General features: G+C 58.7%; 25 protein-coding genes. 16 read left to right on the plus strand and 9 right to left on the minus strand.

Features of this window, described 5'->3' with window-relative positions; translation table 11 throughout:
• Positions 1-12: 12 nt before the first annotated feature.
• The 3 genes from WJU23_RS04985 to WJU23_RS04995 all read right to left on the minus strand — a co-directional run bounded on the left by WJU23_RS04985 (position 13) and on the right by WJU23_RS04995 (position 3,000).
• Positions 13-1,302, minus strand: a complete 1,290-nt coding sequence (locus WJU23_RS04985; protein WP_346331442.1) for a PQQ-binding-like beta-propeller repeat protein — start codon at positions 1,300-1,302, stop codon at positions 13-15.
• 71 nt (positions 1,303-1,373) lie between these two features.
• Positions 1,374-2,033, minus strand: coding sequence for a hypothetical protein (locus WJU23_RS04990; RefSeq protein WP_346331443.1), 660 nt, complete (start codon positions 2,031-2,033; stop codon positions 1,374-1,376).
• A gap of 70 nt (positions 2,034-2,103) precedes the next feature.
• Positions 2,104-3,000, minus strand: coding sequence for a dienelactone hydrolase family protein (locus WJU23_RS04995; protein ID WP_346331444.1), 897 nt, complete (start codon positions 2,998-3,000; stop codon positions 2,104-2,106).
• A gap of 138 nt (positions 3,001-3,138) precedes the next feature.
• Between WJU23_RS04995 and WJU23_RS05000 the strand changes: the two genes are divergently transcribed.
• Positions 3,139-4,257, plus strand: coding sequence for a DEAD/DEAH box helicase (locus WJU23_RS05000; RefSeq protein ID WP_346331445.1), 1,119 nt, complete (start codon positions 3,139-3,141; stop codon positions 4,255-4,257).
• A gap of 83 nt (positions 4,258-4,340) precedes the next feature.
• A complete protein-coding gene (locus WJU23_RS05005; protein WP_346331446.1) occupies positions 4,341-4,787 on the plus strand; it encodes a GreA/GreB family elongation factor in 447 nt (148 codons plus the stop codon).
• Positions 4,788-4,804: 17 nt separating this feature from the next.
• On the opposite strand, the gene WJU23_RS05010 is transcribed toward WJU23_RS05005, so the two are convergent.
• Together WJU23_RS05010 and WJU23_RS05015 are read right to left on the minus strand one after the other, a co-directional pair.
• On the minus strand, positions 4,805-5,575 hold the full coding sequence (locus WJU23_RS05010; RefSeq protein WP_346331447.1) for a hypothetical protein: 771 nt from the start codon (positions 5,573-5,575) through the stop codon (positions 4,805-4,807).
• A gap of 84 nt (positions 5,576-5,659) precedes the next feature.
• Positions 5,660-6,061 carry a peptide chain release factor-like protein gene (locus tag WJU23_RS05015; protein WP_346331448.1) on the minus strand — a complete coding sequence of 134 codons (402 nt, stop codon included), beginning with the start codon at positions 6,059-6,061 and terminating at the stop codon, positions 5,660-5,662.
• A 193-nt stretch (positions 6,062-6,254) separates the two neighbouring features.
• On the opposite strand from WJU23_RS05015, the gene WJU23_RS05020 reads away from it, so the two are divergent.
• The 7 genes from WJU23_RS05020 (at position 6,255) to WJU23_RS05050 (ending at position 15,236) form a co-directional block, all read left to right on the plus strand.
• Positions 6,255-6,968 carry a succinate dehydrogenase cytochrome b subunit gene (locus tag WJU23_RS05020; protein WP_346331449.1) on the plus strand — a complete coding sequence of 238 codons (714 nt, stop codon included), beginning with the start codon at positions 6,255-6,257 and terminating at the stop codon, positions 6,966-6,968.
• A gap of 50 nt (positions 6,969-7,018) precedes the next feature.
• On the plus strand, positions 7,019-8,935 hold the full coding sequence (locus WJU23_RS05025; RefSeq protein ID WP_346331450.1) for a fumarate reductase/succinate dehydrogenase flavoprotein subunit: 1,917 nt from the start codon (positions 7,019-7,021) through the stop codon (positions 8,933-8,935).
• 22 nt (positions 8,936-8,957) lie between these two features.
• A complete protein-coding gene (locus WJU23_RS05030; RefSeq protein ID WP_346331451.1) occupies positions 8,958-9,746 on the plus strand; it encodes a succinate dehydrogenase/fumarate reductase iron-sulfur subunit in 789 nt (262 codons plus the stop codon).
• Between the two features lie 156 nt (positions 9,747-9,902).
• Positions 9,903-11,165 (plus strand): alginate export family protein, encoded by a 1,263-nt coding sequence (locus tag WJU23_RS05035; protein ID WP_346331452.1) that lies wholly within the window; start codon positions 9,903-9,905, stop codon positions 11,163-11,165.
• A 347-nt stretch (positions 11,166-11,512) separates the two neighbouring features.
• Positions 11,513-13,786: a hypothetical protein gene (locus WJU23_RS05040; RefSeq protein WP_346331453.1), complete on the plus strand. Its 2,274-nt coding sequence runs from the start codon at positions 11,513-11,515 to the stop codon at positions 13,784-13,786.
• A gap of 86 nt (positions 13,787-13,872) precedes the next feature.
• Positions 13,873-14,046, plus strand: coding sequence for a hypothetical protein (locus WJU23_RS05045; RefSeq protein WP_346331454.1), 174 nt, complete (start codon positions 13,873-13,875; stop codon positions 14,044-14,046).
• Positions 14,047-14,225: 179 nt separating this feature from the next.
• Entirely contained in the window at positions 14,226-15,236 is a 1,011-nt protein-coding gene (locus WJU23_RS05050; RefSeq protein ID WP_346331455.1) for a TerC/Alx family metal homeostasis membrane protein, read from the plus strand.
• 36 nt (positions 15,237-15,272) lie between these two features.
• Here WJU23_RS05050 and pyrH read toward each other — a convergent pair whose 3' ends face one another.
• Both pyrH and WJU23_RS05060 read right to left on the minus strand, forming a co-directional pair.
• Positions 15,273-16,019, minus strand: coding sequence for a UMP kinase (gene pyrH / locus WJU23_RS05055; protein ID WP_346331456.1), 747 nt, complete (start codon positions 16,017-16,019; stop codon positions 15,273-15,275).
• Between the two features lie 105 nt (positions 16,020-16,124).
• A complete protein-coding gene (locus WJU23_RS05060) occupies positions 16,125-16,469 on the minus strand; it encodes a YkgJ family cysteine cluster protein (protein ID WP_346331457.1) in 345 nt (114 codons plus the stop codon).
• Between the two features lie 51 nt (positions 16,470-16,520).
• Between WJU23_RS05060 and WJU23_RS05065 the strand changes: the two genes are divergently transcribed.
• From WJU23_RS05065 to WJU23_RS05095, 7 genes are all read left to right on the plus strand, one after another.
• A complete protein-coding gene (locus WJU23_RS05065; protein WP_346331458.1) occupies positions 16,521-17,309 on the plus strand; it encodes an urease accessory UreF family protein in 789 nt (262 codons plus the stop codon).
• Positions 17,310-17,362: 53 nt separating this feature from the next.
• Positions 17,363-18,553, plus strand: coding sequence for an MFS transporter (locus tag WJU23_RS05070; RefSeq protein ID WP_346331459.1), 1,191 nt, complete (start codon positions 17,363-17,365; stop codon positions 18,551-18,553).
• A 63-nt stretch (positions 18,554-18,616) separates the two neighbouring features.
• Complete coding sequence (locus WJU23_RS05075) at positions 18,617-19,315, plus strand: DUF1080 domain-containing protein (protein WP_346331460.1); 699 nt, start codon at positions 18,617-18,619, stop codon at positions 19,313-19,315.
• A gap of 73 nt (positions 19,316-19,388) precedes the next feature.
• The gene (locus WJU23_RS05080; protein ID WP_346331461.1) at positions 19,389-20,186 is read left to right on the plus strand and encodes an Hsp33 family molecular chaperone HslO; all 798 of its coding nucleotides are present in this window, start codon (positions 19,389-19,391) and stop codon (positions 20,184-20,186) included.
• A 21-nt stretch (positions 20,187-20,207) separates the two neighbouring features.
• The gene (locus WJU23_RS05085; protein WP_346331462.1) at positions 20,208-20,588 is read left to right on the plus strand and encodes an iron-sulfur cluster assembly accessory protein; all 381 of its coding nucleotides are present in this window, start codon (positions 20,208-20,210) and stop codon (positions 20,586-20,588) included.
• 9 nt (positions 20,589-20,597) lie between these two features.
• On the plus strand, positions 20,598-21,167 hold the full coding sequence (locus WJU23_RS05090) for a J domain-containing protein (RefSeq protein ID WP_346331463.1): 570 nt from the start codon (positions 20,598-20,600) through the stop codon (positions 21,165-21,167).
• Positions 21,168-21,192: 25 nt separating this feature from the next.
• Positions 21,193-21,615, plus strand: coding sequence for a secondary thiamine-phosphate synthase enzyme YjbQ (locus WJU23_RS05095; protein WP_346331464.1), 423 nt, complete (start codon positions 21,193-21,195; stop codon positions 21,613-21,615).
• 9 nt (positions 21,616-21,624) lie between these two features.
• Here WJU23_RS05095 and WJU23_RS05100 read toward each other — a convergent pair whose 3' ends face one another.
• Positions 21,625-22,251 carry a response regulator transcription factor gene (locus WJU23_RS05100; RefSeq protein ID WP_346331465.1) on the minus strand — a complete coding sequence of 209 codons (627 nt, stop codon included), beginning with the start codon at positions 22,249-22,251 and terminating at the stop codon, positions 21,625-21,627.
• Between the two features lie 13 nt (positions 22,252-22,264).
• Positions 22,265-24,304 carry a sensor histidine kinase gene (locus WJU23_RS05105; protein WP_346331466.1) on the minus strand — a complete coding sequence of 680 codons (2,040 nt, stop codon included), beginning with the start codon at positions 24,302-24,304 and terminating at the stop codon, positions 22,265-22,267.
• Positions 24,305-24,369: the final 65 nt, after the last annotated feature.

Raw genomic sequence — 24,369 nt, forward strand, 5'->3', positions numbered from 1 at the left:
CGCTAGATAGCGCTACTGGCCACGGATGCAATAGACGGCCTGCTCACTGCGCAGAATGAGCCTGTCACCGACCACAGCGGGTGTGGCGTGGAACTGGGTATCATCTCCGGCGATGACATTGTGGGCGAGTTTTTCAAAGGTGGGTTTGGCGGCAATGACATAAGTACCGCCACGACGGGAGACGCAGTAGAGGCGGTCGCCAATGAGGACGGGGGAGGCATAGAAGGGCTTGCCACGGCCACGGCCTCCGCCGGATTCGATGGCGCGCTCACGATAGACATCCTTACCAGTGGCAGCTTCCATGCAAAGGGCAAATCCCTGGTCATTGATGACATACAGGTGCCCATTGTGAAGGATGGGGGTGGGGACATAGGAACTGCTTTTGCTGGTCCAGAGAATGTGGCTGGAAGTAACGTCACCCTGGCCACCGAGCTTGATGGCGGCACTGCCCTGCGTGGGGTAACCGCCATAGAGATAAAAGCGGTCTTTGTCCTGAATGAGGCAGGGGGAGATGTTACCGGGGAGATTATGCGTGGCGAACCAGCGCATCTTGCCCGTGTCCGGGTTCAGGCCCCAGACTTCCTCCGCGATGGCGAAGACAAGGTCGGTGCGGCCGCCGGATTCCATGAGTGAGGGGGTGCCATAGGCGAGATCAATTTTGTCACCACCGGCTTTCCAGAGCTGCTTACCGGTCTTTTTATCCAGGGCAAAGAGGGCTTTGCTTTCATCGGTGGCATTGAAGATGACGGTATCCTTGTAAAGGATAGGGCTTCCGCCGGATCCCCAACGGCGACTGCCGGAGCCGGTGCCGAGGGACGTCCGCCAAATCTGCTTACCCTCCATATCGAAGGCATAGGCACCGCTTTTGCCAAAAAAGGCATAGATGCGCTCTCCATCACTGACAGGGGTGTGGGTGGCATAACCGTGCTCGGTGATAAAACCCTCAAACGGGTCCTCACTAGCGGCTGAGGGAACGACGGTCTCCCAGAGCTTTTTGCCATCGGCGAGGTTCAGACAAATCAAGTGACGTTGAAGCTTCGTGGGGTCTTTGGCAGATTCTTTATCCCCATAGCCGGACCAGCAGGTGAAGATGACCTTTGCTCCGATGACGATGGGGCTGGACGAGCCGGGTCCGGGAGCCTGGAATTTCCAGGCGAGGTTCTCTTTTTCTGACCAGGTGAGCGGAATGTAGGCTTCCTTCACCACCGCTGCGCCGGTGGGGCCGAGAAAGCCGGGCCAGTCGGCAGCAAGGATGGGAGCGGACAACGTGAGGGCGGTGGCCAAAAAAAGCGGGAGTTTCATGGAGCGGAGTGAAACAGGTAACGCGAAGGGAAGTTGCGCAGGACGCAAGAAACTCCAAGATACCGCTTCGCTCATTGCCCTTCCCACAGCTTGATGTGATCAATCTGGCAGGTGCCTAAATCCACGGCTTTGAAGTCAATCTGCTGCTGACCGGCCATGTCTATGTGGGGGCTGGTGAAGAGGTGCTTTTTGCCGTTGATACTGAGAAGGAGGGTGCCTTTTTTCAGTTCGATGGCGATGTCCACCCATTCGTTCAGCGGCAGCAACGGCTCTTCGATCTCGACGGTTTCGACATTTTTCTTGATCGTCAGCGTGGTCTTCTTTTCGCCGAAGACCAGGGTGTGGACGTGGTGGCCGAGATCGAGGAGAGGAAACTTGGGGTGGTAGGCTTCGGCGTTGTAACGCATGCGCAGGGTGCAGACGAAGTTTTCCGGGACCTTATGGAGCCAGATGACGGGCTTGAACCCGGCGTGGGCTTTGTCGCCTTTGGCGATCATTTTTTCCTGGAACTCCTTCGAGGACTGGCTGCCGGTGAGGATGCCGTCCTTGACCTCCCAGGTGCTGCTTTGGCGGACTTCCCAGAAGTCAGTATTGAGGGGGCCGTCGAAGGTGTCTTCATAGACCAGCTTGGTGCTTTTGAAGAGCTCCGGCTGATAGTCCGGGGTGGCGGCGGGGAGATTGGAGGTCAGAAAGCCGAGGGACAGGGACAGCAGGAGGCAGGGCAGTTTCATGGATAGGCCCGATAACGCGGCAGGCGACACGGTCTTGCAGCCCCCGTCCCCTGCCCTTTGCCCACCCGGGTCAGCCTGCCTTCAGGATTTCATCAAAGAAGGCGATGGTCCTGTCCCAGGCAAGTTTGGCGGCGGCCTCGTCATAGCGGGGTGTGGTGTCGTTATGAAACCCGTGGTTGGCACCGGGATACATGTGGGCGGTATAGCGCACGCCGGCCTTTTTGAGGGCGGCTTCATAGGCGGGCCAGCCTTCGTTGACTTTGGCATCGTGCTCGGCGTTGTGGATGAGAAGGGAGGCCTTGATCTTTGGCACATCTTCAGCGGCAGGCTGGCGACCGTAGAAGGGCACGGCAGCGCGGATGACATCGGGCAGCCTAACGGCAAGTGTGTTAGCCATGCCGCCGCCGTAGCAGAAACCGACGACGCCCACCTGGCCGTTGCAATCGGTGTGAGTGGCCAGCCATTTGGCAGCAGCGACGAAATCCTCGGTCATCTGGGCGGGATCGCGCTTGGCCTGCATCTCGCGGCCTTTGTCGTCATTGCCTGGATAACCACCCAGCGGGAAAAGGGCATCAGGACCAAAGGCGAGGTATCCTGCGAGGGCGACGCGGCGGGTGACGTCTTCAATGTAGGGATTGAGACCGCGATTTTCATGAATGACGAGCACACCGGGGAGCTTGTCTGTGGCTTTGGCAGGTTTGGCCAGAAGCCCGCGCATTTTTCCGGCTCCCTGGGGAGAGTCATAATCTGCAAAGGCGGACTGCACGCGGGGATCGTCCTTTTTCACCTGCTCGGCCAGTGCATAGTTGGGGCTGAGCAGATCCAGCAGAGCTGCCGCCGTGAGGCCGCCTGCGGCGAAGCGTGAGGCGCGCTCCAGGAAGCCGCGCCGGTCCACGCGCCCATGGGCATAATCATCATACAGATTGAGGAGGTCTTGGGGGAAATCGGCGGCGGTCTGGCGTTTCATAGGTTGGAGAATAAGGAAATGCGGCTGGCAAAGGAAGCCTGAAGTGAATCGGGGTGATTGGAATGAATGCGCTTGTGAAGAAAGATCCTGCCAAAGCATTCCGCTGGCATTTGGCCCGATCCTGACGGATGGCAGGGCATGTTAAAACCCTTTAGAGAGCTTGGTGTGCGTGAGGATCTGATCCGTGGACTGGAAGAACTGGGGATTGTCGCGCCCACGCAGGTTCAGCAGCGGGTGATTCCTTTTTTGTTAAAAGAGGGTGCGGATCTGGTGGCGCAGGCGCAGACGGGGACAGGCAAGACGGCGGCTTTTGGCCTACCGCTGCTGATGAAGATGGACCCGAAGAAACCGCAGGTGCAGGGCCTGGTGATTGCGCCGACGCGGGAGCTGGCGAAGCAGATCGGCAAGCAGCTTTTTAAATTTACCAAGCAGGTGCAGGACCGGATCTTTGTGGAGGTGATCACGGGCGGGGACAACATTGACCGGCAGGTGGAAGCGCTGAAACGGCCGACACACATCGTGGTAGGGACACCCGGGCGGATCATGGACATGATCGAGAGGCGGGCGCTGTCGCTGGACACGGTGAAGCAGGTGGTGCTGGACGAGGCCGACGAGATGCTGAGCATGGGCTTCAAAAAGGAGCTGCAGGCGATCCTAAAACTGACGACGCAGCGGCAGAGCACGTGGCTTTTTTCAGCGACTTTTCCTGAGGCTATCCACACGCTAATCAAGGGCTGCATGGCGCCGAATCCACACACGATTCAAATTGACCAGGGGCATGTGGTGAACCGGGACATTGACCACCGGTTTGTGATCATCAAGCCAGAGGAAAAGACGGAGTACATCAGCGACTTCCTCAAGCGCCAGAAAGAGGGCCGGGGACTGATCTTCTGCCGGACAAAGGCGGACGCCAACACTCTATGCCGGGAGCTGACGGCGCTGGGCCTGCCGGTGGATGTGCTGCAGGGAGACCTGATGCAGAAGGAGCGGGACAAGGTGATGCGGGCGTTTAAAAAGGAGCGGGTGCAGTTTCTGGTGGCCACGGATGTCGCGGCGCGCGGAATTGATGTGGCGGACCTGGCGTTTGTGATTCATCACCAGCTTCCGGACCAGTTGGAATACTACACGCACCGCAGCGGCCGGACGGCACGGGCAGGCAAAAAAGGGATGTCGCTGTGCCTGATCCACCCAAAGGAGAAGTGGAAACTGCCTCAGTTGGAAAAGGCGCTGCATGTGACCTTTCGCGAGCTGAGGTAGGTGGCAGCGGTGGGCGCGCCATTCCGCCACACGCAGGCCAATTGGCTGGAGCGATGCATGGTTATAGGAAGCCTGCCCCAGCCATGAGCCGCGCATTCGTCAAAGAGGACATTGATATCCCGGAACGCATCACGCGCCGGAGATCTGTTTCCGGACTGCCGCCGGGGGCGCTCAATCTGATCACGGCGAGGGGTGCGAAGCAGTTGAAAGCGCGCTTTGCGGCGCTCAGCAAGGCGGACCAGGATCCTGAGGCCCATGCTCACTTGAGGGAAACTTTGGAATCCATGACGGTCGTGGAGCCACAGGTTTCCTCTGGGGCCATCGTCTTCGGCAGTCGTGTGACGCTGCGCAATGCTGCTGGCCAGGTGGTTCAGTACCGCATTGCAGGCGTGGACGAGGTGGATCTGGAGCCGGAAAATGTGAGCTGGGTCTCCCCGCTGGGGAAGACTCTGCTGGCCGCCAATGTGGGGCAAGGCCTCCGCCTAACCAAAGATGACAAAACACTTTGGACCGTGGTCCAGGCAGACTGAGCGATGATACCGAGACACTACTTTTTGCCCAGCCACTCGACACTGAGGATCTGGGACACTTCCGTCTTGCCGCCTGCCTCGGGGATGGTTTCCATGGATTTTTTCCACGTGACCCGGCACTTTTTGCCCGCAAAGGCTTGTGGATTTTCGAGAACCTTTTCGACCGATGCATCGGGCGTCAAGATAAAGAAAGACAGGTCTGCCCCGGATGACGTGCGCATGTTCCAGTGGAAGTAATCACCCTGTTCAATGCCCGTAAAAACTCCTTCTGCCACCTGGGCGGCTTTTGCCTTCCCCTTCCCTGCACCTTTGTTTTTGAGAGCCTTCAGGAAGGCGGCAGCATTGGATGTCAGGCGTTCTCCTTCGGAGACATAATCCTCGGCATGGAGGATCCCGCCATCTTTATCATTGGTCAGCCATTTGAAGATGGCACCGTCTTTAAAATAGAGGCGGTTTTCGATGATTTTCGGAGACTTGCTGAGGTGGTCCTTTTTATAAGTGCTGAACACGAAGAGCGGCTTTCCATCTTCTAGATAATATTCCTCCACACCGTCGCCGTCTTCGTTGGAGACCGCGATGATCTTGAGGACCTCACCTCCCTGCATCCAGCCAGTCAGCGAGAAGACCAGCGGGTCGTCTTTATAGGTGGCTGACACCTTCTGGAAGGACTTCTCACTGTCATTGATGCGGGAATACACTGCGCGGTGGTGCGCGGTGTCATTTTGGGCATGCGCAGCGGGTGACAAAGCCAGGATGGCAATAACGTGAAGAAGTGAGAAGGTTTTCATCGGCTAGGTCTGTTGCAGGAATGTGGTGAGAAATGACTGAAAGCGTTTGAACCTTTTTTATGGATAAGAATTTGGAGCCCGGAATCAGTCCTCCCCGCTCACTTTCCCTCGGTTCTTTTTTACGCCAGAGCGATTTTTTTTGGTTTTGAGTATGCGGTTCTTTAAGCCGCGCGGGCGGGGGCGGTTTTGACGGCGGGTTTTCTCGCGCTCGTTTTGCAGGGCCATCCTGGCTTCTTCCCGTGCGGATTCCAGGCGGTCGCAGAGTTCCATGCGGGCCCAGTAGCGGTTCATGACCTGGGATCGCTCGCGCTGGCAGCGGACTTCCAGACCGCTGGGGACATGGCGAAGAACAACGGTGGAGGAGGTTTTGTTGATCTTCTGCCCACCGGGGCCGCTGCCGCGCACAAACTCCTCCTGCAAGTCTTCCTCGCGAACGCGGAGCTTGGTCAGGCGTTTTTGAAGAACTTCTTCATTTGGCAGCGACATGAGGTCAGTTTGCCTCCGGTGTTCTAAAAAGAAAGGGCCTGAATCGGTTACTTTCGGGGTCAACCCTCCCCTCGCATCCCAAAAGAGCCTGAAGACAGGATAATGACACCGTTTCGCAATATAAGATGTAACGAAAATTTGATGTGCGGCTTGCACGAATGGCTCGTATTGCCAAAGTGAAATCACACCACCCATGAGCGCCGTTTTTGACACATTATCCCGATTTTACAGCTCCTCCATTGGCAAGAAGATCCTTGTCGCCCTGACCGGGCTCGTTCTTGTCGCCTTTATTCTGGGGCACATGATCGGGAACCTGCTCGTTTTTGCCGGACCGGAGGCTATCAATGAATATGGCCACATGCTCCAGTCCTCCCTGCACGGCGCAGGGGTGTGGATCGCCCGTATCGGACTGCTGTTGGCCGTAGGGGTACACATTCTGGCCACCGTCCAGCTCACGATCGCCAACCGCGCTGCTCGTCGGGAAGCTTATGGACAGCAAAAATTCCAGGTTTCCAGCACCGCTTCCCGCACGATGATCTGGAGCGGGCTGACCATTCTGGCTTTCATTGTCTATCACCTGATGCACTTCACCGTCCGCGTGGGGAATGAATACAACAACCCCGCGCTCTACAGCTATGACCTGCATGGTGTGGAAGTGCACAATGTTTACAAGATGGTCATTGATGGATTCTCCTGGTGGCCGGCATCGGTCTTTTACATCATCGCCATGGTGCTGCTGTGCAGCCACCTGAGCCACGGTGTGGCCAGCATTTTCCAGACGCTGGGCCTGACCACCCACCGCACCTGGCCGCTGATCCAGAAGGCTGGCTGGGCCTTCGCCCTCCTCGTCCTCGTTGGGAACTGCTCCATCCCCATCGCCATCCTCGTCTTCGGATACGGCAGATAACCTCTCTGGCATCACTCACTCGCGCACCCGTCCAATTTACCTTCCCCGCCATGCCTCTCGACTCCAAGATCCCCTCCGGCCCGATGGCTGAAAAATGGTCCAAGCACAAGCAGGACTCCAAGCTCATCAACCCGAAGAACAAGCGGAAGTACACCGTGCTCGTCGTGGGCAGCGGCCTGGCCGGGGCCTCCGCCGCCGCGACGCTTTCTGAGCTGGGCTATCAGGTGAAGTGCTTCTGCTTCCAGGACAGCCCGCGCCGTGCGCACTCCATCGCAGCGCAGGGCGGGATCAATGCAGCCAAGAACTACCAGAACGACGGCGACAGTGTGCACCGTCTGTTTTACGACACTGTCAAAGGCGGTGACTTCCGCGCCCGTGAGGCCAACGTGCATCGCCTGGCCGAAGAGAGCGTCAACATCATTGACCAGTGCGCGGCTCAGGGTGTGCCCTTCGCCCGTGAATACGGTGGCGGCCTAGCCAACCGCTCCTTTGGCGGTGCTCAGGTGAGCCGTACGTTTTATGCCCGAGGCCAAACCGGGCAGCAGCTCCTGCTGGGTGCTTATTCCGCCTTGAACAAAGAGATCGCCCGTGGCGGTGTGAAGATGTACTCCCGCATGGAGATGCTGGAGCTGGTGGTCGTGGACGGCCACGCCAAGGGCATCATCACCCGTGACCTGGTGACTGGAAAAATCGAGGCGTTTTCCGGAGACACCGTGCTTCTTTGCACCGGGGGTTATGGCAATGTCTTTTATCTGTCCACGAATGCGATGGGCTGCAATGTCACGTCCACCTGGCGTGCGCACAAGAAGGGGGCTTACTTCGCCAACCCTTGTTATACCCAGATCCACCCGACCTGCATTCCGGTCAGTGGCGATTATCAGAGCAAGCTGACCCTGATGTCGGAATCCCTCCGCAACGACGGCCGTGTGTGGGTGCCTAAGAATGTGGCAGACATTGGCAAGCCTGCAGACAAAATCCCCGAGGCGGACCGCGATTATTATCTGGAGCGCAAGTATCCCAGCTTCGGCAACCTGGCCCCGCGTGACATCTCCAGCCGCGCGGCCAAGGAAGCCTGTGATGAAGGTCGCGGCGTCGGCCCGGGCGGTCGTGGTGTGTATTTGGATTTTGCCGAGGCCATCGGCCAGTTCGGCCAGAAGACGATTGCTGAGCGTTATGGCAACCTTTTTGAAATGTACCAGCGCATCACCGGTGAAAGCGCCTACACCCAGCCGATGCGCATCTACCCCGCTGTGCACTACACCATGGGCGGCCTGTGGGTGGACTATAACCTGATGAGCAACCTGCCCGGTCTGCATGTGCTGGGCGAGGCGAACTTCTCCGACCACGGTGCCAACCGCCTGGGCGCCAGCGCCCTCATGCAGGGCCTCGCCGACGGTTACTTCGTCATCCCCACGACCATTGCTCCGTATCTGGTGACGCAGAGCCCCGGCTCCGTCACCACCAGCCATCCGGAATTCAAGAAGGCTCTCGAAAACTGCCAGAACACAACGAACAAGTTCCTTAACAGCAAAGGCAAGCGCAGCGTGGACAGCTTCCACCGCGAGCTGGGCCTGCTGGTCTGGGACAAGTGCGGCATGGCGCGCGACAAGGCCGGGCTGGCCGAGGCCCTGAAAAAAATCCCCGAACTTCGCGAAGAATTCTGGGCCAACGTCACAGTCCCCGGGTCCGGCGCTGCCGCCAACCCCGAGTTGGAAAAAGCCGGACGTGTGGCCGACTTCATGGAATTCGCCGAGCTCCTCTGCCTGGACGCCAGCCACCGCGAAGAAAGCTGCGGCGGCCACTTCCGCACCGAATACCAATACCCGGATGGCGAGGCCAAGCGCGATGACGAAAACTTCTGCTACGCAGCCGCCTGGGAATACACTGGCGACTTCGCCAAACCCATCCTGAACAAGGAGCCGCTCACCTTCGAAGAAGTTCATCTTTCTGTGCGCAGCTATAAGTAAGTTTTATTCACATCACACTGTCATGTCCCTCCTCAATCTTCACCTCAAAGTCTGGCGTCAGAACCAGGGCAAGCCTGGACACTTCCAGGACATCGAAGCCCATGAAATCCCGGATCATGCCTCCTTCCTGGAGATGCTGGACATCGTCAATGAGCGCCTCATTGCCAAGGGGGAAGAGCCGGTCGCCTTTGACCATGACTGCCGCGAAGGCATCTGCGGCTCCTGCTCCATGACTATTAATGGCATGCCTCATGGCCCGGAAAAGGCCACCACGACCTGCCAGCTGCACATGCGCAAATTCCGCACCGAGGACACCATTTGGATCGAACCCTTCCGTGCCCACGCCTTCCCGGTCATCAAGGATCTCATTGTGGACCGCACGCCATTCGACCGGATCCAGCAGGCGGGCGGCTACATCAGCGTGCGCACTGGTGCCGCCCCGGATGCCAACAGCATCCTCATCGGCAAGGAAGTGGCCGATGCGGCCATGGATGCTGCGGAGTGCATCGGCTGCGGTGCCTGTGTGGCAGCCTGTAAAAACGCCAGTGCTATGCTCTTCGTTTCCGCCAAGGCCGGACAGCTCAATTCCCTGCCCCAGGGCCAGCCGGAAAAAAACCGCCGCACCCTGGCCATGGTCCGCCAGATGGACAAAGAAGGTTTCGGCGCCTGCACCAACCAATATGAGTGCGAGGCCGCCTGCCCAAAGGAAATCAGCGTGCGCTGGATCACCAAACTGAACCGGGACTATGCTCTGGCAGCCACCAAGGAAGCCTTTGGCGGCAGCATCGAGCGTGCAGGTGGCGGGGATTGATTCCTCCGTCCGCTGACGTCCTGTTGAAACCCCGTTCATTGCCAAGAAGAATCAATGCCCCGCGCATTGTGGTTTAGATTCCCAGTGCTGGCAGCACTGGTCTTCTGCCAGTCATCCGCGCCAGGGGCTTCGGCCCCATGGCTTCTGTCGGATGCCATGGGTCTGCCCTTCTGGTTCAGCCTCAAGGGTGAAATTCGTGCCCGTTATGAAACCCTGGATGAGCAATTTCGGGCTCGACTTGAAGGCAGCGACCAGGTGCTCGCCCTCCGCTCCAGTCTTCTCATGGAGGCAGATCTGGCCCCGGTTCAGGTCACGGCGGAAATCCTCGACGCACGCCAGCTCCTTGCAGATTCCGGCTCCGCGCTGGACACCACCACGGTCAATACCCTGGAGTTGCTGCAAGCACACCTGGAATGGGACCTTGGGACACTGGGCAAAGGCCGGCAGCACCTGCGGCTGGGCCGGGAAACCGTCAACCTCGGCAGCCGCCGCCTCATGGCGCGCAATGCCTTTCGGAATACCATCAATGCCTACACCGGAGCTGACTGGCGGTGGGAAACGAAAGCCGGCCACTCAGTGCGTGCGATGTGGCTTCTTCCAAACCAGCGACAGCCCGATGACCTGACCTCCCTTCAGGACAACGACAGCGCTTTTGATGATCAGGATTTTGATCTCCAGTTTTGGGCGCTATACGCCACCCTTCCCCTCCCCCCGGTCCGGGCAGAGCTGGAACTGTACGCCTTCGGGCTTCATGAAAGCGGATCCGGCACCCGCCATCGGCAGCTATATACCCCTGGGTTCCGTCTCGTCCGCAAACCCGAAACGGGCCAGGTGGACTTTGAAGCAGAATCCGCCCTTCAGCTTGGCACTTCCAGCAGTTCCGTGAATGGCTCCGCAATAAGCCACCAAGCCCTTTTTCTGCACCTGTCGGTTGGTTACAGCGCCAACCTGCCCTGGCGGCCCCGGCTCGGCCTGGCCTATGATTATGCAAGCGGTGACAGAAAGCCAGATGATGGAGATAACAACCGGTTCGACACTCTCTATGGAGCCCGGCGCTTCGAATACGGACCCACGGGCAGCTATGGCGCAATCGCCCGCAGCAATCTCAGTTCCCCAGAACTGCGCCTTGATTTCACACCGGCAGTGAACACAGAGTTCATGATCGCCCATCGTGGTGTTTGGCTGGCCTCAGGCAAGGATGCCTGGACTGCTGCCGGAGTGCGTGATGCCAGCGGCAGGTCAGGAAAATTCGTCGGCCAGCAACTGGAAGCCCGCCTCCGCTGGGACGCTATCCCTGGAAACCTCCGCGTGGAAACAGGCATCGCCCAAATTTTCCCCGGACGCTTCCAGGAGTCTGCCCCAAATGGCAAACCATCTGATACCACCTACGCCTATTTTGAAATGACCTGGTGGTTTTGAGCCAGAATGTCAGGCGGGCACGGAACTGGGCGACGAACGCGTTGGCAAAATGGCCGATTTTGATCTAGCATAAAAATCTCATGCTCCGCGCCAGCCGATACTTTTTTTTTCTGCAGACCCTTTGCTGGGCCTGGGCTCTGCCTTTGCGGGGTGAAGAACTTCAGGAAAATGGGGACTTCAGACTCGCGCGCCAGGCTCTCATTGAAGGCCTGCCAGGAGTGGCCGCGGTTAAAGCCGGCCGGCTGCTGCAAGAAAACCGTTGGAATACAAAAGACCGTCAGACTTTGACCGCATTGACAGTAGAAGCATGGGTCAGGGCGAAAAACGGTGGCGCTGCACTGGCTCTTTTGGGTGAAGTTTCCATTCCCGATGAATCTTTCTGGAAAGCACAGTCACTGGTGCTGAATAGCGAGCTGGATGCTGCCCGCCAGTTGCTGGAGGACAGGTTCCTCGCCGGTGAGTCTTCACAGCAGGAGCAGATGTTGCTGGCCCAGGTCTGGCTGTCCACCCGGCAAACTTCCCAGGCCCGGAATTTGCTGGCTTCATTGCGCGAATCTTCCCCGCCAGCCATGGCAAGACAGGCGCGCGTGATGCTTGATGAACTGGACATTGACAGCGGCAGGACACAGGCCGCCCTTGAGGACCTTAACCATCTTCCCAAGCTTCTGGAAGACCCGGTCGCGCGGCTGATCCGGGCAAGGGCCTTGCTGGCGCTGGCGCGGTACCCGCAGGCGGAGAAAGCCTTTCGCAACATCCTGTCTGCTACTGGTGGTGGTGAACGTGTTCATCACCACGCCGCCGTGCTGCTGGCTGAAACATTTCTACGCCAGGACAAAATCGCCGAGTGCCTGGAAGCTTTGGTCCAGTTTCTGGACAACACTCCGGAAAGCGACCTCTGGACGGAAGCATTCGGTTTACTGTACGAGGCATTGCAAAAGGAGCCATCCACCACGCTGCCTCCCAATGCCGCCCTGCGCTGGATTACTGAGGGGAATTCAACACAACGTCAGGCAATCCAGGTAAAACCCTCCATGCAGGAATTTCAAGGTCATGCCATGCTGTTGCTTTCCCGCTGGTTGCTGAGCCAGAAACGTATCATGGAAGGAGTGGGGTTGCTGGAGGCCATGATCCAGGTCTATCCAGATCATTCCCAAGGGGCGGAAGCCATGCGGCTGGCTCTTGAAACCTATGGCAGCCTCAAGGTGGACGGCCGCGTGACCACGCTTGCCAACCAATGGCGTCTCCGTTATGGCGGAGGCCAGTCGGCGATGGTGGACTTCGTCACCGGCGGAACAGCCTACACCCGCCGCGAATTTAACCAGGCGGCGACACTTTTCCAAGCTGCGGCCAATGTCGCAGCCACTCTTGCTGAACGCCGCTCATCTCTTTACAATGCCGGCGTAGCCGCCCTTCGTGCCGGAGAAACGGCCTTGTACCAAAGCATCCTGGGGCAGCTTGAAATTGTCAGCGCAGGCGCTCCGGACGCCGTTACCACGGAAGATGCCGCAGCAGATCTGGAACTGGATGACGCTCTGGACAAAGCCTCACGCAACGAAGCCAGCGCCAGCGCTGAACTACGCTCCTTTATCCAGAAACATGCAGGTCACCGCCGGCTAGCCGAAGCTCATCTGGCTTTGGCTGAAACCTTGCTGGCGCAGATTCCAACTGAGTTTGTGGCCATTGAAACCGCCCTCCGTACAGCTTCCGCCCTGCCGGGGCTTACCGAACCCCAACGCCAGCAGATCGCCATTGTCCGCCTGTGGGCTTTGGACAAGCAGGGACAGCTCAAGGCGGTGACTGCTGCCGGCAGCGAATTTCTCAAAACCTGGCCGGAGGCTGTCCAGGCACCGGGCGTCCGCATGAAGATCGCGGATGCCTACTACCGTCTGGAAAATTTCGCCAGCGCCCGGACGGAGTTTGAACTGGTGGCCCAGGAAAATGCCGACTCTCCTTTTGCCGAGACCGCGCTCTACTTCGCCGGAATGGCCGCCATTTCCACCATGAGTGATGAAGGACGTGAAGCCGCCATCAACCGTTGGCAGGAACTGGCCGAGCGTGGCGGACCCTTGAGCATCCCTGCCCGCCAGCAGCAGGCCCTGGCCAAACGCCGTGCAGGCCAGGAATCCGAAGCCTTGAATCTGCTGGACAGCCTCCTCACAGAAAAAAACCTACCCGAAGACATGCGCCGCTCCCTCATTTGCGAACGTGCGGAGATTCTGATGCTCATTGGCAAAACGGATACCTCCCAACTGGACAAGGCCGTCACTGCCCTTCGCGACCTGATCCGGGAAAGCAATCTCAACTATCTGTGGAGCGCCCGCGCTGGCTACACCCTGGCCGCCGTGCTGAATGCTGCCGGACGTAACGTGGAAGCCCTGGAGGCCTGCTACGACGTGGTCCAGGCCAGTGGCTTCACGGGCCCGGCCAACCCGGCAGAATACCGCTGGTTTTACCGCGCCGGATTCTTCGGCATTGAGCTTCTGGAAGCCAGCAAGCAGTGGGATGCAGCGGCCCTTCTGGCTGAAAAAATTTCCCTGTCCACAGGAGAACGCGCCAATGAGGCCAAGGAACTCGCCACCCGCATCCGGCTGGAGCATTTTTTGTGGGACGCCGGGCAGTAGGTTTGCCCGCCTCCTGACATCCGGTTAAAAAAAACTTTCCGGAAAACTGGCTTGCCTATAATCACATCACCACACATCATTTTGCAATGGCACTCACAACAAAAGACCAGGCATGCATTACCGTGGACAAGAAGCTGATGAAGGAGGGCAAAAAGCTCGCCAAGCTGGACCGCCGGTCTTTCTCCTCCTATGTGGAGCATCTCATCGCCAAGGATATTCAGCGCCATGAACGCGCCCAGGCCAAAAAAACCTCGGAGTAGCTTCGCGATACCAGTCCAAGAGGGGATGCTTCCGCCGATTTTTTCATTGGATGACTTCACGGGACACCGTTCCCATGACAGTTCGACAATCAGGCAATGATAAAATCTGCCCATAGTTCTAATGGGCAAACGCTCATTTTGCTGTTGAGAGCCGTATTTGATGGCGGCTTTCCATTTCTATGTTTGAAAATTCCCTCAACGCATTCAGGGCCATTACCACGCTCGATGTGCTCGCCTTTCTGGTGCCATTTGTCGTGGCGGTGGCCATTGACCTGCTGACCCACAAGAAGGGCCAAAAGATCACCATGGGCAATGCACTCAAGTGGTCCCTGATCTGGGTCGCCTGTGCAGCCGTCTTCTCGGGTTATGTCTGGTGGACTTTTGAAAACAACCCTCGCCAGGAACAGTTTGGAGGCATGGTCCGCATGCTTGACGGCTCCGGGGCCATCAGCCTCTACGCCACCGGCTATGTCCTGGAAAAGGCGCTTGCTCTGGACAACCTATTCGCTTTCTACCTCATCTTCAAGTCCTTCGGTCTCACCCTGGATAAGAACCAGCACTACCAGCATCGCATTCTGTATTGGGGTATTCTTGGGGCCATCGTGTTCCGGGTTTTCTTCCTGGGCCTGGGAGCTTTCATGGCCAATGCCAGTCCGTATGTCCTGATTGCGTTTGCTCTCATTGTGCTCTGGACGGTCTGGAAAATGTGGAAAAGCTCAGGCCACGCAGTGGAGGTTAACTATACCAACCATTGGTCCGTCAACCTCATGCGCAGGGTTATGAAGACCAATCCCTCCATTGAAAGCGGACGCTTTTTTTCCCATGGCGTCACCCCGCTGTTCCTATGCCTTTTCTGCATTGAGGTTTGCGATGTCGTCTTCGCCTTTGATTCCATGCCCGTTATTGTGGCAGTGGTGAGGGACCCTTATTTGATGATCACTTCCAGCCTGTGGGCCACAGCAGGACTGCGCAGCCTCTACTTCCTGCTTGTCGCTGCCCAAAGCCGCCTTTGGGCGCTGGACAAGGCCATCATGATTCTGCTCATTTTCGTTTCCTTCAAGCTTATCGCCAGCGCTTTTGGATACCATCTGGACCCCGGCGTCAGCGTTTCGATTGTCGCCTTTATCCTGACCGCTGGCGTCATCATGTCCATGGCCGTACCTGACCCAAAAATCCTCAAGGAGGATTAATCTGACAGGGGAGTGCTTTGGCGGTTAACCCGCCTCCTACCCCACCTGGCCCGTAGCATTGACCAGGGTGCCCATTGGCTCACCCACGAGTGCGCGGCGGATATTATCATCTTCATTCATGCTGAAGACGATGATGGGCATGTTGTTTTCCATGCACAGGGAAAAGGCCGTCGCATCCATGACCTTGAGCTGCTGGGTCAGGCAGTCATGGAAGCTGATGTTGTCATACCTGACGGCGTCAGGATTTTTGTTCGGGTCGGAGCAGTAGATGCCGTCCACCTTTGTAGCCTTGAACACACAATCTGCACCGATCTCGCTGGCACGCAGCGCAGCCGTGGTATCTGTGGAAAAGAAAGGGTTGCCGGTGCCCGCTGCGAAAATGACCACTCGTCCCAGCTCCAGGTGGCGCATGGCCACCCGGCGGATGAAGGGCTCGGCGACGTTTTTCATTTCAATGGCGCTCTGAACGCGGGTGGGCACGTCCATGGCTTCAAGCATGGACTGTAGCGCCAGGGAGTTCATCACCGTGGCCAGCATGCCCATGTAGTCGGCCGTGGCACGCTCCATGCCTTTGTTGCTGGCGCTCACGCCCCGCCAAAAGTTGCCCCCGCCGACGACCACGGCAATCTCCAGCCCGGTCTGGTGCGCGGCTTTGATCTGGGCCGCAATGTCCTCCACAATCGGAGGTGAAATATTGTCAGTGCTGCCGGGCTCCCGCAGAGCCTCACCACTGAGTTTGAGAAGAACGCGCCTGAATTTCCGAGTGCCTGTATGATCGCCCATGTACGTTTAGATTTCACACGTCATACATGAACCGCCGGATGATGCAAAGGAGGAAGTTGGCATTTGTTTCGCTGGCAGGGACCAAATACGATACTTCCCTGATAGTCAGACCTCGATGGCTTCGCACTTCTCCCGCCAGCCGGGGAAGTTCCACACATTGGGAAAGCCCGCACACTGGACGGGCTTCACCTTTTGGATGCGGCAGGAGTTCACCCCCTCCAGGAACAGGCACTCGCCGTTGGGCTTGTCGATGATGGACAGCCCCGTGCGGTTTGCATTCAGACGGGTGCAGTCGCGGATGAAGTCCTCCTCAGGCATCCCGACATACGCAGCGATGGTGGTCACCTCCTCAGCGGTCACATTCACATCTCCTGGCCAGCGGCAGCAGTTTCCGCAGCGCTGGCACTGATAGTAGGGCTTCGTTTTGTCAAGGGATGGGTGGGCATTCATGAAAACTTTAACACTCGCACGGTTCGTGCGGCGTTATACATAGTTCATCGAATGATACGTCTCTTGCAACGCATGGATGACACCCAGCCCCGGCACGCCGAGGGCGGGGCGACTGGCGCAGGCCCCACCCTGCGGCCTGTGACTTTGCTTGCAGATGCCGGTGAAACGGCTGAAACGGCCCTGGAAGACTGGTCAAGGGGTCTGGACTGGGTGCACTGGCTGTTTTCCAGCATCCGCCAGCGGCAGGCTGGCATCCACTTTCACGCGGCCGACTTGCCGCAGCCTGGCCTGTATCCTCGCTCACCCGTCACCCGCCAGGCGCTGGCCGCGCGGTGGGAAAACTTTGCCCAAAAAGACCTGCGCGGTCCGCTGGGGCTCGCCCTCGTCCAGGCCTGGCAGGTGGCCCGCGATCTGGATCTGGTCCGTTTGCAGGAACTGGATGCGGAACTGGATGCTGCGCTCACCGGGCGTGCCCGTGCGGACAGCCGCGAGGCGGGTGCGAGACTGCTCCAGGGAACGCGCGGTGCCCGTTATCAAGGGCTTCTCGGACGCTACCGGACACTCCAGGAGGAAAGCCGCACACCGGGGCACTTTTTCATCGTCTGGCCCGCTGCGGCGCACTTTTTCCAGCTCAGCCTGGCCAGCACCATTGCGGAATACATCCGGCTGGAGTGGGATCTGGCCACCCGCCACCTGCCTGCCCCGGCCGCTCCGTTGAGCCTGCAGAGCATTACCACCCTGACCGGTCATCTCATGCATGCCCGGGTCAGCGGCCTCACCTTGCTGGGGCAGAGTGAAGACGAGGAGTCCTCCCAGCCGCAGAAAACGGGCAGTTTATAGCCTCTCTTTGACAAGCCCGCCAACCCGCGCTCCTTGCTCCACCCTCCTCTTCTGTGGACGCACCCACCAGCCGCCGCAAACTCGCCCTTCTTTTTTTCTGCACCGCCATGCCCATGGGCATGTGGAACGTGCCGCTGGCCAATATTTACGCGGCCTATGGAAGGGAGCACCTGGTCCCCTGGGTGCTGGCCACCACGGCTGTCGCTGCCTTCATCTCCCCTTTGTTCGTCGGCGCACTGGCAGACCAGAAAATGTCCCCCACCCTGCTGCTACGCTGGCTGGCGCTGGCCACAGGACTGGCCTTGACGCTCAGTTGCACCGCCCTGGCCTACGGCTGGAATGACGGGCTGGTGCTGGTTTGCGCCCAAATTCAGGCCCTGGTGGCCACACCTGTCTGGAGCATCACCAGCAGCATTGTCTTTTCCCAGCTGCAGACGCCCACCAAGCAGTTTGGCCCCCTTCGCGCCTGCGCCACTTTTGGCTGGATGGCAGGCTGCTGGATTGTCAGTTTTGTGCTTCATGCCGATGCATCCCTCGTCGCCGGATACACGGCGGCAGGACTCTGGATGCTGGTCATGGGCCTGTCCTGGATGCTGCCCATGATCCAGCCGGGGGACATTCAGGGCAAACGCAGTTTCCGGCAAATCCTGGGGCTGGATGCGCTAGACCTCCTGAAAAACCGCGATCACCGCGTGGTCTTCATCACGGCCGCCCTTTACAGCATCCCGCTGGCCGCTTTTTATCCCTATACGGCCCGGCATTTGAAGGACCTCGGGGTGGAAAACGTCTCTGCCGTCATCTCCCTGGCGCAGACGACGGAGGTCTTGACCATGCTGCTGCTGGCAGGAGTACTGGCCCGTTTCAGGCTGAAGTGGGTCTTCATGTCCGGCATCGCCATCTGCGTACTGCGTTATGCCTTCAATGCCCAGGACACCCGGACCTGGATCATGATCGGCACGACCCTGCACGGCTTTGCCTTCACTCTCTATTTCATCACTACCCAGATTTATCTGGAGGAGCGCATTGACCGCAAATGGCGTGTCCGCGCCCAGGCCCTGCTTTACCTGCTGATGAGCGGCGTGGGAAACCTCATCGGCTACCTGGGCGGCGGCTGGTGGCATGCGTCCTGCACCCAGGCTGGCATTACTGACTGGACACGATTTTGGCTGGGAGAATCCGCGCTCACGGCCTGCGTATGTCTGTTTTTCGTCTTTGCCTACCGGGGCATCCGGGCGGCGAAATGAACCCGCCTGACACTTTCCTGCCGCTTGCCTCGGTGCCCGCCACCGTGTAAGTCCCTGTCCTCCATGAAATTCAACCACCTCGCCTCACTTGCCTTTATCCTGGCCCTGACTGCTTGCAACCCGGCCGAAGTCAAATCCAATGATGCGGCTCCTGCTTCAGCAGCCACCGCCCCAACCGAAACGGATGGCTGGGTATCCATGTTCAATGGCAAGGACCTCTCCGGCTGGAAGTCCAACGAAGAAACGCCCGGCAGTTTCTCCATTGAAGACGGCGCTCTGAAGGTCAGCAATGGCCGCGCCCACCTATTTTATGTCGGCCCCAATGGCGACGCCAAGTTCACGGACTTTGAATTCAAAGGCAAGGTGAAGCACATGCCCGGCTCCAACTCCGGCCTCTACATCCATACGGAATACCAGGACAAAGGCTGGCCGGAAAAAGGCTACGAATGCCAGGTGAACAGCACCTCCCACAAGGACCCCAAAAAGACCGGCGGCCTCTATGCGGTCAAAGACGTGCTCGATACCGCCCCAGTGGGTGATGACGAGTGGTTCGACTACAGCATCAAGGTGGAAGGCAAGCGCATCATCATCAGCATCAATGGCAAGGTCACCTCTGACTTCACCGAGCCTGATGGCTGGGATCCGGCCACGGCTTTGAAAAACATGGCAGGCCGCAAGCTCAGCTCCGGCACCATGGCCATCCAGGCCCATGATCCGAAGAGCGTTGTGTATTTTAAAGACCTTTACATCAAGGCTCTGTAAAGCCTCCGCCAGAAGGCAGACGTATCATATGGGCAGGGGATACCCGTCCCCTGCCCTTTTCCTCTTCAAGCTCATGAGCCAGATGCTCAATCCAGATCTCTCCGCCACCGAAATCCGCTGCTACTTTGTCCGCAAGCGCAACTGCCTGCTTGTACGCGGACGGTTCGGCCCGGTGTACATGGATTATTACCTGCACCTCATGCAGCACAGCATCAAGCATCCCGACCGCCTGGATGAAATGCTCAAAGACGCCATTGCGGGAGTGACTTTGCATTTGTCCTCCAGACCGCATGATGAAGGATGCGCCTGGACCATTAATCTCAACGACCCGCTGCTGAACCTTTTCGTCACAGGAGCGACGATCCCCGGCCGGGTGACAGGTCGGCTCTTCACGGAAGATGTGAAAGACACGGGCAAGTCCATCTTCATCGCCCAGACCACTCGCAATCACATGCAGCCGCGCCAGAGTATGATCGAGTTCACCGGAACCGACATTCTTTCTGCCGTGGAGCAATTTTACACGCAGAGCGAACAGCGGCTCACGCGCATCTTCCGCCTGGAGGATGAAGACTTTGTCCAAATTTCCGCCGAGCCCGATGCGGATGAAGAATGGCTGGCCGGGCTCACGGATGCGGACATCCCCAAGCTGGACGAGACGGAGCATCTGACGCTGCTGGAAACGCGCACCTACGTCTTCGACTGCGGCTGCACCCCGGACCGCATGTTCCCCATGCTCAGCCGCCTGAACAACGAAGATCTGGACTTCATCTTCGAAGACGGCTCCGCCACCATCACCTGCCCGCGATGTGCTGCTGTTTTCCGCACCCCGAAAGCCGATTTCGACGAATGGAAAGCACGCCAGACTGCGTGATCCGCATCTCTTTTTTGAACCATGACCGCAACCGCCCCTCACGCAGCACCTAACTACAAGCTCGGCAATGAGAAGCTCATCAAAGTGCTTCCCAATGCCGCACGCAAGCTGAACGGCCTGCTGACCAAACAGGGCCGCTCAGAAAACGGCGCCCTGCGCATTGCTGTCGTCGGTGGCGGCTGCTCCGGCCTGCAATACAAAATGGATCTTGTGGACGGTCCGGCCAACCGCGACATCATGGTCGTCTCAGGTGATGTGCGGGTGCTCATTGATCCGAAAAGCGCCCTCTTCGTCAGCGGTTCTGAACTCGATTTTAGCGATGATCTTCAACAAGGCGGCTTCAAAGTCACCAACCCCAATGCGGTCGTCACCTGTTCCTGTGGCGAAAGCTTTGCCGCCTGACCTGCCGCCATGTCAGCCGATGCCTTCAGCCTCCTGGGCCTGCCTCCGCGCGCAGCTCTGGATGAGGAAACCCTGCAAGCCGCCTATCTCCAGGCGACCCGCCTGGTGCATCCCGACCAAACAGGTGGCGACACCTTGCAGAGTGCTGAATTAAATGCCGCGAAGGAGATCCTCAAATCTCCTGTCACGCGGCTGAAGCACCTGATTGAAAACCACTCAGACACGCCCTGGCGTGCTGTGCCGCTAGATGCCGCTTTGATGGGCCTGTTTGAAAAGCTCGGCCCGCTGCTGCAAGCCAGTGCCAGCTTCCTCAAAAAGAAGCAGTCCGCGAGCACTGCGCTGGCCAAGGCGCTACTCGCCAATGAGGAGATGCGCCTGCGCGAATCGCTGGAAGATCTCGGCCTGCGCATTGAGGAACTCTGGCAGCAGATCGAGGCCCAGCTTGACGTTTATGATTCCCGCATTGCCGAATCGGATGCCAGTGTCTGGCCTGAGCTGCAAGGCATCCAGGCCCGCCTCGCCTACCTGTCCAAATGGCGCTCACAGATCCGTGAGGTCCTGCTTGGTCTTATGCTTTAAGAGCAAAAACCCGTCCTTTCTAACCATGCCTGCACACGCCGAAAGTTTCCGCCTCAGCACCCGTGGCAAAGGCACGTATGAGATCACTGAGCAATGCCAGCGGATCATTGCCAGCAGCGGCATCCGCACTGGTACTGCAACTATTTTTGTCCAGCACACAAGCTGTTCCCTGGTCATCTATGAAAACGCCGATCCCTCCGCGCGGACCGATCTGCACAGCTTCTTTGACCACCTCGTGCCGGAAGACACGCCTTACTTCGTTCACACTCATGAAGGCCCGGATGACATGCCCAGCCACCTGCGCATGGCGCTCACGCGCACCAGTGAGGTCATCCCCGTGATGAACGCCCGCCTGGCACTTGGCACCTGGCAGGGCATCTTTCTCTTTGAGCACCGTCGAGCATCCCACACCCGCAGCATCGTCGTCAGCGTTGTTGGGGAGGCGTGAAGGCAACAGTCATACCCGCACCAGTCCCCGGCGAATGGCCTCTGCCGTCGCCTGCGCCCGGTCATTGACCTTGAGCTTCATCAAGATGCGGCTGACGTGCTGTTTCACGGTGTCCTCGCCAATGCCAAGTGTCGCGGCGATTTCTTTGTTGGCATTGCCCTGAGTGACGAGGGTCAGGATCTCACGCTCACGGGGGGTGATTTCGGGCTCTGCCGTGCGCTCCCGAAGACGGGCTTCCAGATCCGCAGGCAGCCATCGCTCCCCGCGTGCGACTGTGCGGATGGCGCTCAAAAGATCTTCACGTGAGGATGACTTCTGCAAGTAACCCAGCGCACCGGCTTTAAGTGCGGCCTGCACTTCTTCATCCCGGGCAAAGGTGGAAAACATCAGCACGCGCGCCTCTGAATGAGCAGCGATGAGACGAGCAGTTGCCTCGATTCCGGAGATGCCGGGCAACTGTAAGTCCATCAATACGACCTGCGGTTTCAGTTTTCCAAAAGCCTCAAGGGCCAGCTCACCCCGGTCCACCTCGCCGATGACTCGCAGGTCATCTTCAAGTTCAAGAGATGCCGCCAGGCCGCTGCGCACCACGAAGTGGTCATCCACGAGAAGAAGAGTGAGAATCGTATCCGCCATGATGAGTTCGAATTTAAAGGGGCAGGGTGACGCGCACTTCAGTGCCATGTGGGGTGACATTCAACCATTCTGCCTCAGCGCCGATGCGCAGGCAGCGTTCACGAATGCCCATGCAGCCAAAGTGACCCGACTGCCCATGGGTGGCCGAAGTGTCCAGGCCCTGACCATCGTCACTTATGATTAGGCTTAGCTGTCCAGCCTCCACCCTCAGAGCCAGGCTGACGGAGGAAGCCTGCGCATGCTTGAGCACGTTCGTCACTGCCTCCTGCGCAATCATGCGCAAATGATGAGCCACATGCACCAGCAGCGTTGGCAGGGGCGGTTCTACATGGACTGTCACAGACAGCTCTTCACTCCGGGTCCGGTCAGCCAGCTCTTGCAGTGCTGCGGGGAGGTCAGTTACGCTGTCGGGGTCCGCACGCAGATCGGCCACCAGGTTGCGCGCCTCCGTCTGGATGCGAGAGACAAGATGGCGAGAGGTGTCCATGAGCTGTTTTGCTTTCGGCTCCAACGGGCGTGTCACCGCTGCATCCAGGCGCAGAGACAGGCCGGCCAGCTCCTGCTCCAGCGTGTCATGAAACTCACGGGCAATGCGCTGCCGCTCCTCCAGCGCTGCTTCATGCGAGATCCTGTGCCGCAGGGCCTCCCCTTGTTTAGAAACCTGCCGCCTAAGCAGAGTGATCCATAACAGGCCGCCGGCCACGACTGCCAGCAGCAGCCCGATCACCCCCAGTAGCCGCTCAGCCGTCCACCACGATGGCGCACGTAAAACTTTCAGATCATCCGCGTTGCGCAAAAGCAGCACCGCGCTCTCCGGCCGCGAGCGAAACCCCTTGTCGGTGGAGGAGTCCACCCGACAGATGCCCGTCAGCCGTAGCAGCGAGCCCTGCCTGGGCACATCCATCTCGCCCACATCCGGCACCAATGCCCGCAGCGGCATGTCTGCGGAAGCGAGCCGCAATTCCCAGCCTGATCCGGTGCGGAAAACATCCACCAGTTCCGTCTCCAGCCTCACCAGATCCGCATCCAGAGCGCCCTCGCGAATGTCGGCCAGAGAGACTTCCACGGGCGATGCATCGTGTGCTTCATCCACTGGATTACCCACAACCACGGCATCCGTGAGGCTGGCGCTAAAACCCTCCATGTTGGGAAATCCGGCCACATCCAGCCGCTGGCCGGATCTTAGCGGCAGGGGCCGCACCAGCCGCACCGCCAAAGCCGCAGGCCGTGTATTCACCGCCGTTTCCGGCTCAGGCGATGAAGGCACCATGGCTTCAGCCGCCAGATCCCGGATAAAAACCTGCCCGTCAGGAAACGATGCCAGGACGATGCCCTCCGTCCTCACCCGATGGCCGAAATCCTGAATGCGCCCCGGATCAAAGCGCAGCAGCCGGGCCGCCGGAATCGTCGCCAGAGCCTCCACTGCAGGTGCATCCTTCAGTATCTTCACGTCACTCCAGTCGCTGACGCGGAGATAAGGAAACACGAGCTGCCTGCGGTCATTGATGCCGCCCGCCGCCAGCCCGGTGACTTGCAGCCGTGCATCCACCCAGGGCTCCAGATTGTCCGGTAAGGGAGCATCCACCCGCACCTCCACCACCCGGCTGCCTAACGAAAGATGCAGTACGGACCGGTTCTCCTCCGGCACAGAAAGCCGCCGGCCTATGCCCTCCACCTGCACCCTTTGATAATGAAAGCGCCCGGTGGCCAGATCCTCGTAGCCTGCCACCGCAGGCACAGGCGGTTCCCCTGCCCCCAGCACCTCATAGGAGTCCGCCACAATCCCGGCCAGATACAGCCCCGGCAGACTTTGTCCTTTTACATGCACCCGGTCGCCAACTCTCAGCGGGATGGTGCGTGGACTGGCCCTGAAAAACGTTCCCCCGGTCTCGTCCTGGATGAATATCGTTCCGCTGACCGGAGCCTCAATAAAACCCACTACCGCCTGGAGATCCACCGGCACCCCGGTGAGTGCCCGGTCAGGTGACAAGGCCCGCACCTCCGCCGCACGCGTCAGCACCTCCTGGGCCTGGCCGCCAAGCGCCAGCCCCAAAAAAAGAAATGCCAGAAATCCCCCTACCCTCATAACCTCAATGGACTCCTGCCAGCCACGAAATG

The organism is Prosthecobacter sp. SYSU 5D2 (genome assembly GCF_039655865.1).
Taxonomy (GTDB): domain Bacteria; phylum Verrucomicrobiota; class Verrucomicrobiia; order Verrucomicrobiales; family Verrucomicrobiaceae; genus Prosthecobacter.

What these genes read in the sequence shown, in the direction of transcription:
- WJU23_RS05095 (WP_346331464.1), top strand. Translation starts at nt 21,193, where the DNA reads ATGCCTGCACACGCCGAAAGTTTCCGCCTCAGCACCCGTGGCAAAGGC.
- WJU23_RS05035 (WP_346331452.1), top strand. Translation starts at nt 9,903, where the DNA reads ATGGGTCTGCCCTTCTGGTTCAGCCTCAAGGGTGAAATTCGTGCCCGT.
- WJU23_RS05100 (WP_346331465.1), bottom strand. Translation starts at nt 22,251, where the DNA reads ATGGCGGATACGATTCTCACTCTTCTTCTCGTGGATGACCACTTCGTG.
- WJU23_RS05050 (WP_346331455.1), top strand. Translation starts at nt 14,226, where the DNA reads ATGTTTGAAAATTCCCTCAACGCATTCAGGGCCATTACCACGCTCGAT.
- WJU23_RS04985 (WP_346331442.1), bottom strand. Translation starts at nt 1,302, where the DNA reads ATGAAACTCCCGCTTTTTTTGGCCACCGCCCTCACGTTGTCCGCTCCC.
- WJU23_RS04990 (WP_346331443.1), bottom strand. Translation starts at nt 2,033, where the DNA reads ATGAAACTGCCCTGCCTCCTGCTGTCCCTGTCCCTCGGCTTTCTGACC.
- WJU23_RS05075 (WP_346331460.1), top strand. Translation starts at nt 18,617, where the DNA reads ATGAAATTCAACCACCTCGCCTCACTTGCCTTTATCCTGGCCCTGACT.
- WJU23_RS05060 (WP_346331457.1), bottom strand. Translation starts at nt 16,469, where the DNA reads ATGAATGCCCACCCATCCCTTGACAAAACGAAGCCCTACTATCAGTGC.
- WJU23_RS05010 (WP_346331447.1), bottom strand. Translation starts at nt 5,575, where the DNA reads ATGAAAACCTTCTCACTTCTTCACGTTATTGCCATCCTGGCTTTGTCA.
- WJU23_RS05090 (WP_346331463.1), top strand. Translation starts at nt 20,598, where the DNA reads ATGTCAGCCGATGCCTTCAGCCTCCTGGGCCTGCCTCCGCGCGCAGCT.
- WJU23_RS05005 (WP_346331446.1), top strand. Translation starts at nt 4,341, where the DNA reads ATGAGCCGCGCATTCGTCAAAGAGGACATTGATATCCCGGAACGCATC.
- WJU23_RS04995 (WP_346331444.1), bottom strand. Translation starts at nt 3,000, where the DNA reads ATGAAACGCCAGACCGCCGCCGATTTCCCCCAAGACCTCCTCAATCTG.
- WJU23_RS05000 (WP_346331445.1), top strand. Translation starts at nt 3,139, where the DNA reads ATGTTAAAACCCTTTAGAGAGCTTGGTGTGCGTGAGGATCTGATCCGT.
- WJU23_RS05015 (WP_346331448.1), bottom strand. Translation starts at nt 6,061, where the DNA reads ATGTCGCTGCCAAATGAAGAAGTTCTTCAAAAACGCCTGACCAAGCTC.
- WJU23_RS05020 (WP_346331449.1), top strand. Translation starts at nt 6,255, where the DNA reads ATGAGCGCCGTTTTTGACACATTATCCCGATTTTACAGCTCCTCCATT.
- WJU23_RS05045 (WP_346331454.1), top strand. Translation starts at nt 13,873, where the DNA reads ATGGCACTCACAACAAAAGACCAGGCATGCATTACCGTGGACAAGAAG.
- WJU23_RS05030 (WP_346331451.1), top strand. Translation starts at nt 8,958, where the DNA reads ATGTCCCTCCTCAATCTTCACCTCAAAGTCTGGCGTCAGAACCAGGGC.
- WJU23_RS05025 (WP_346331450.1), top strand. Translation starts at nt 7,019, where the DNA reads ATGCCTCTCGACTCCAAGATCCCCTCCGGCCCGATGGCTGAAAAATGG.
- WJU23_RS05085 (WP_346331462.1), top strand. Translation starts at nt 20,208, where the DNA reads ATGACCGCAACCGCCCCTCACGCAGCACCTAACTACAAGCTCGGCAAT.
- pyrH (WP_346331456.1), bottom strand. Translation starts at nt 16,019, where the DNA reads ATGGGCGATCATACAGGCACTCGGAAATTCAGGCGCGTTCTTCTCAAA.
- WJU23_RS05080 (WP_346331461.1), top strand. Translation starts at nt 19,389, where the DNA reads ATGAGCCAGATGCTCAATCCAGATCTCTCCGCCACCGAAATCCGCTGC.
- WJU23_RS05065 (WP_346331458.1), top strand. Translation starts at nt 16,521, where the DNA reads ATGATACGTCTCTTGCAACGCATGGATGACACCCAGCCCCGGCACGCC.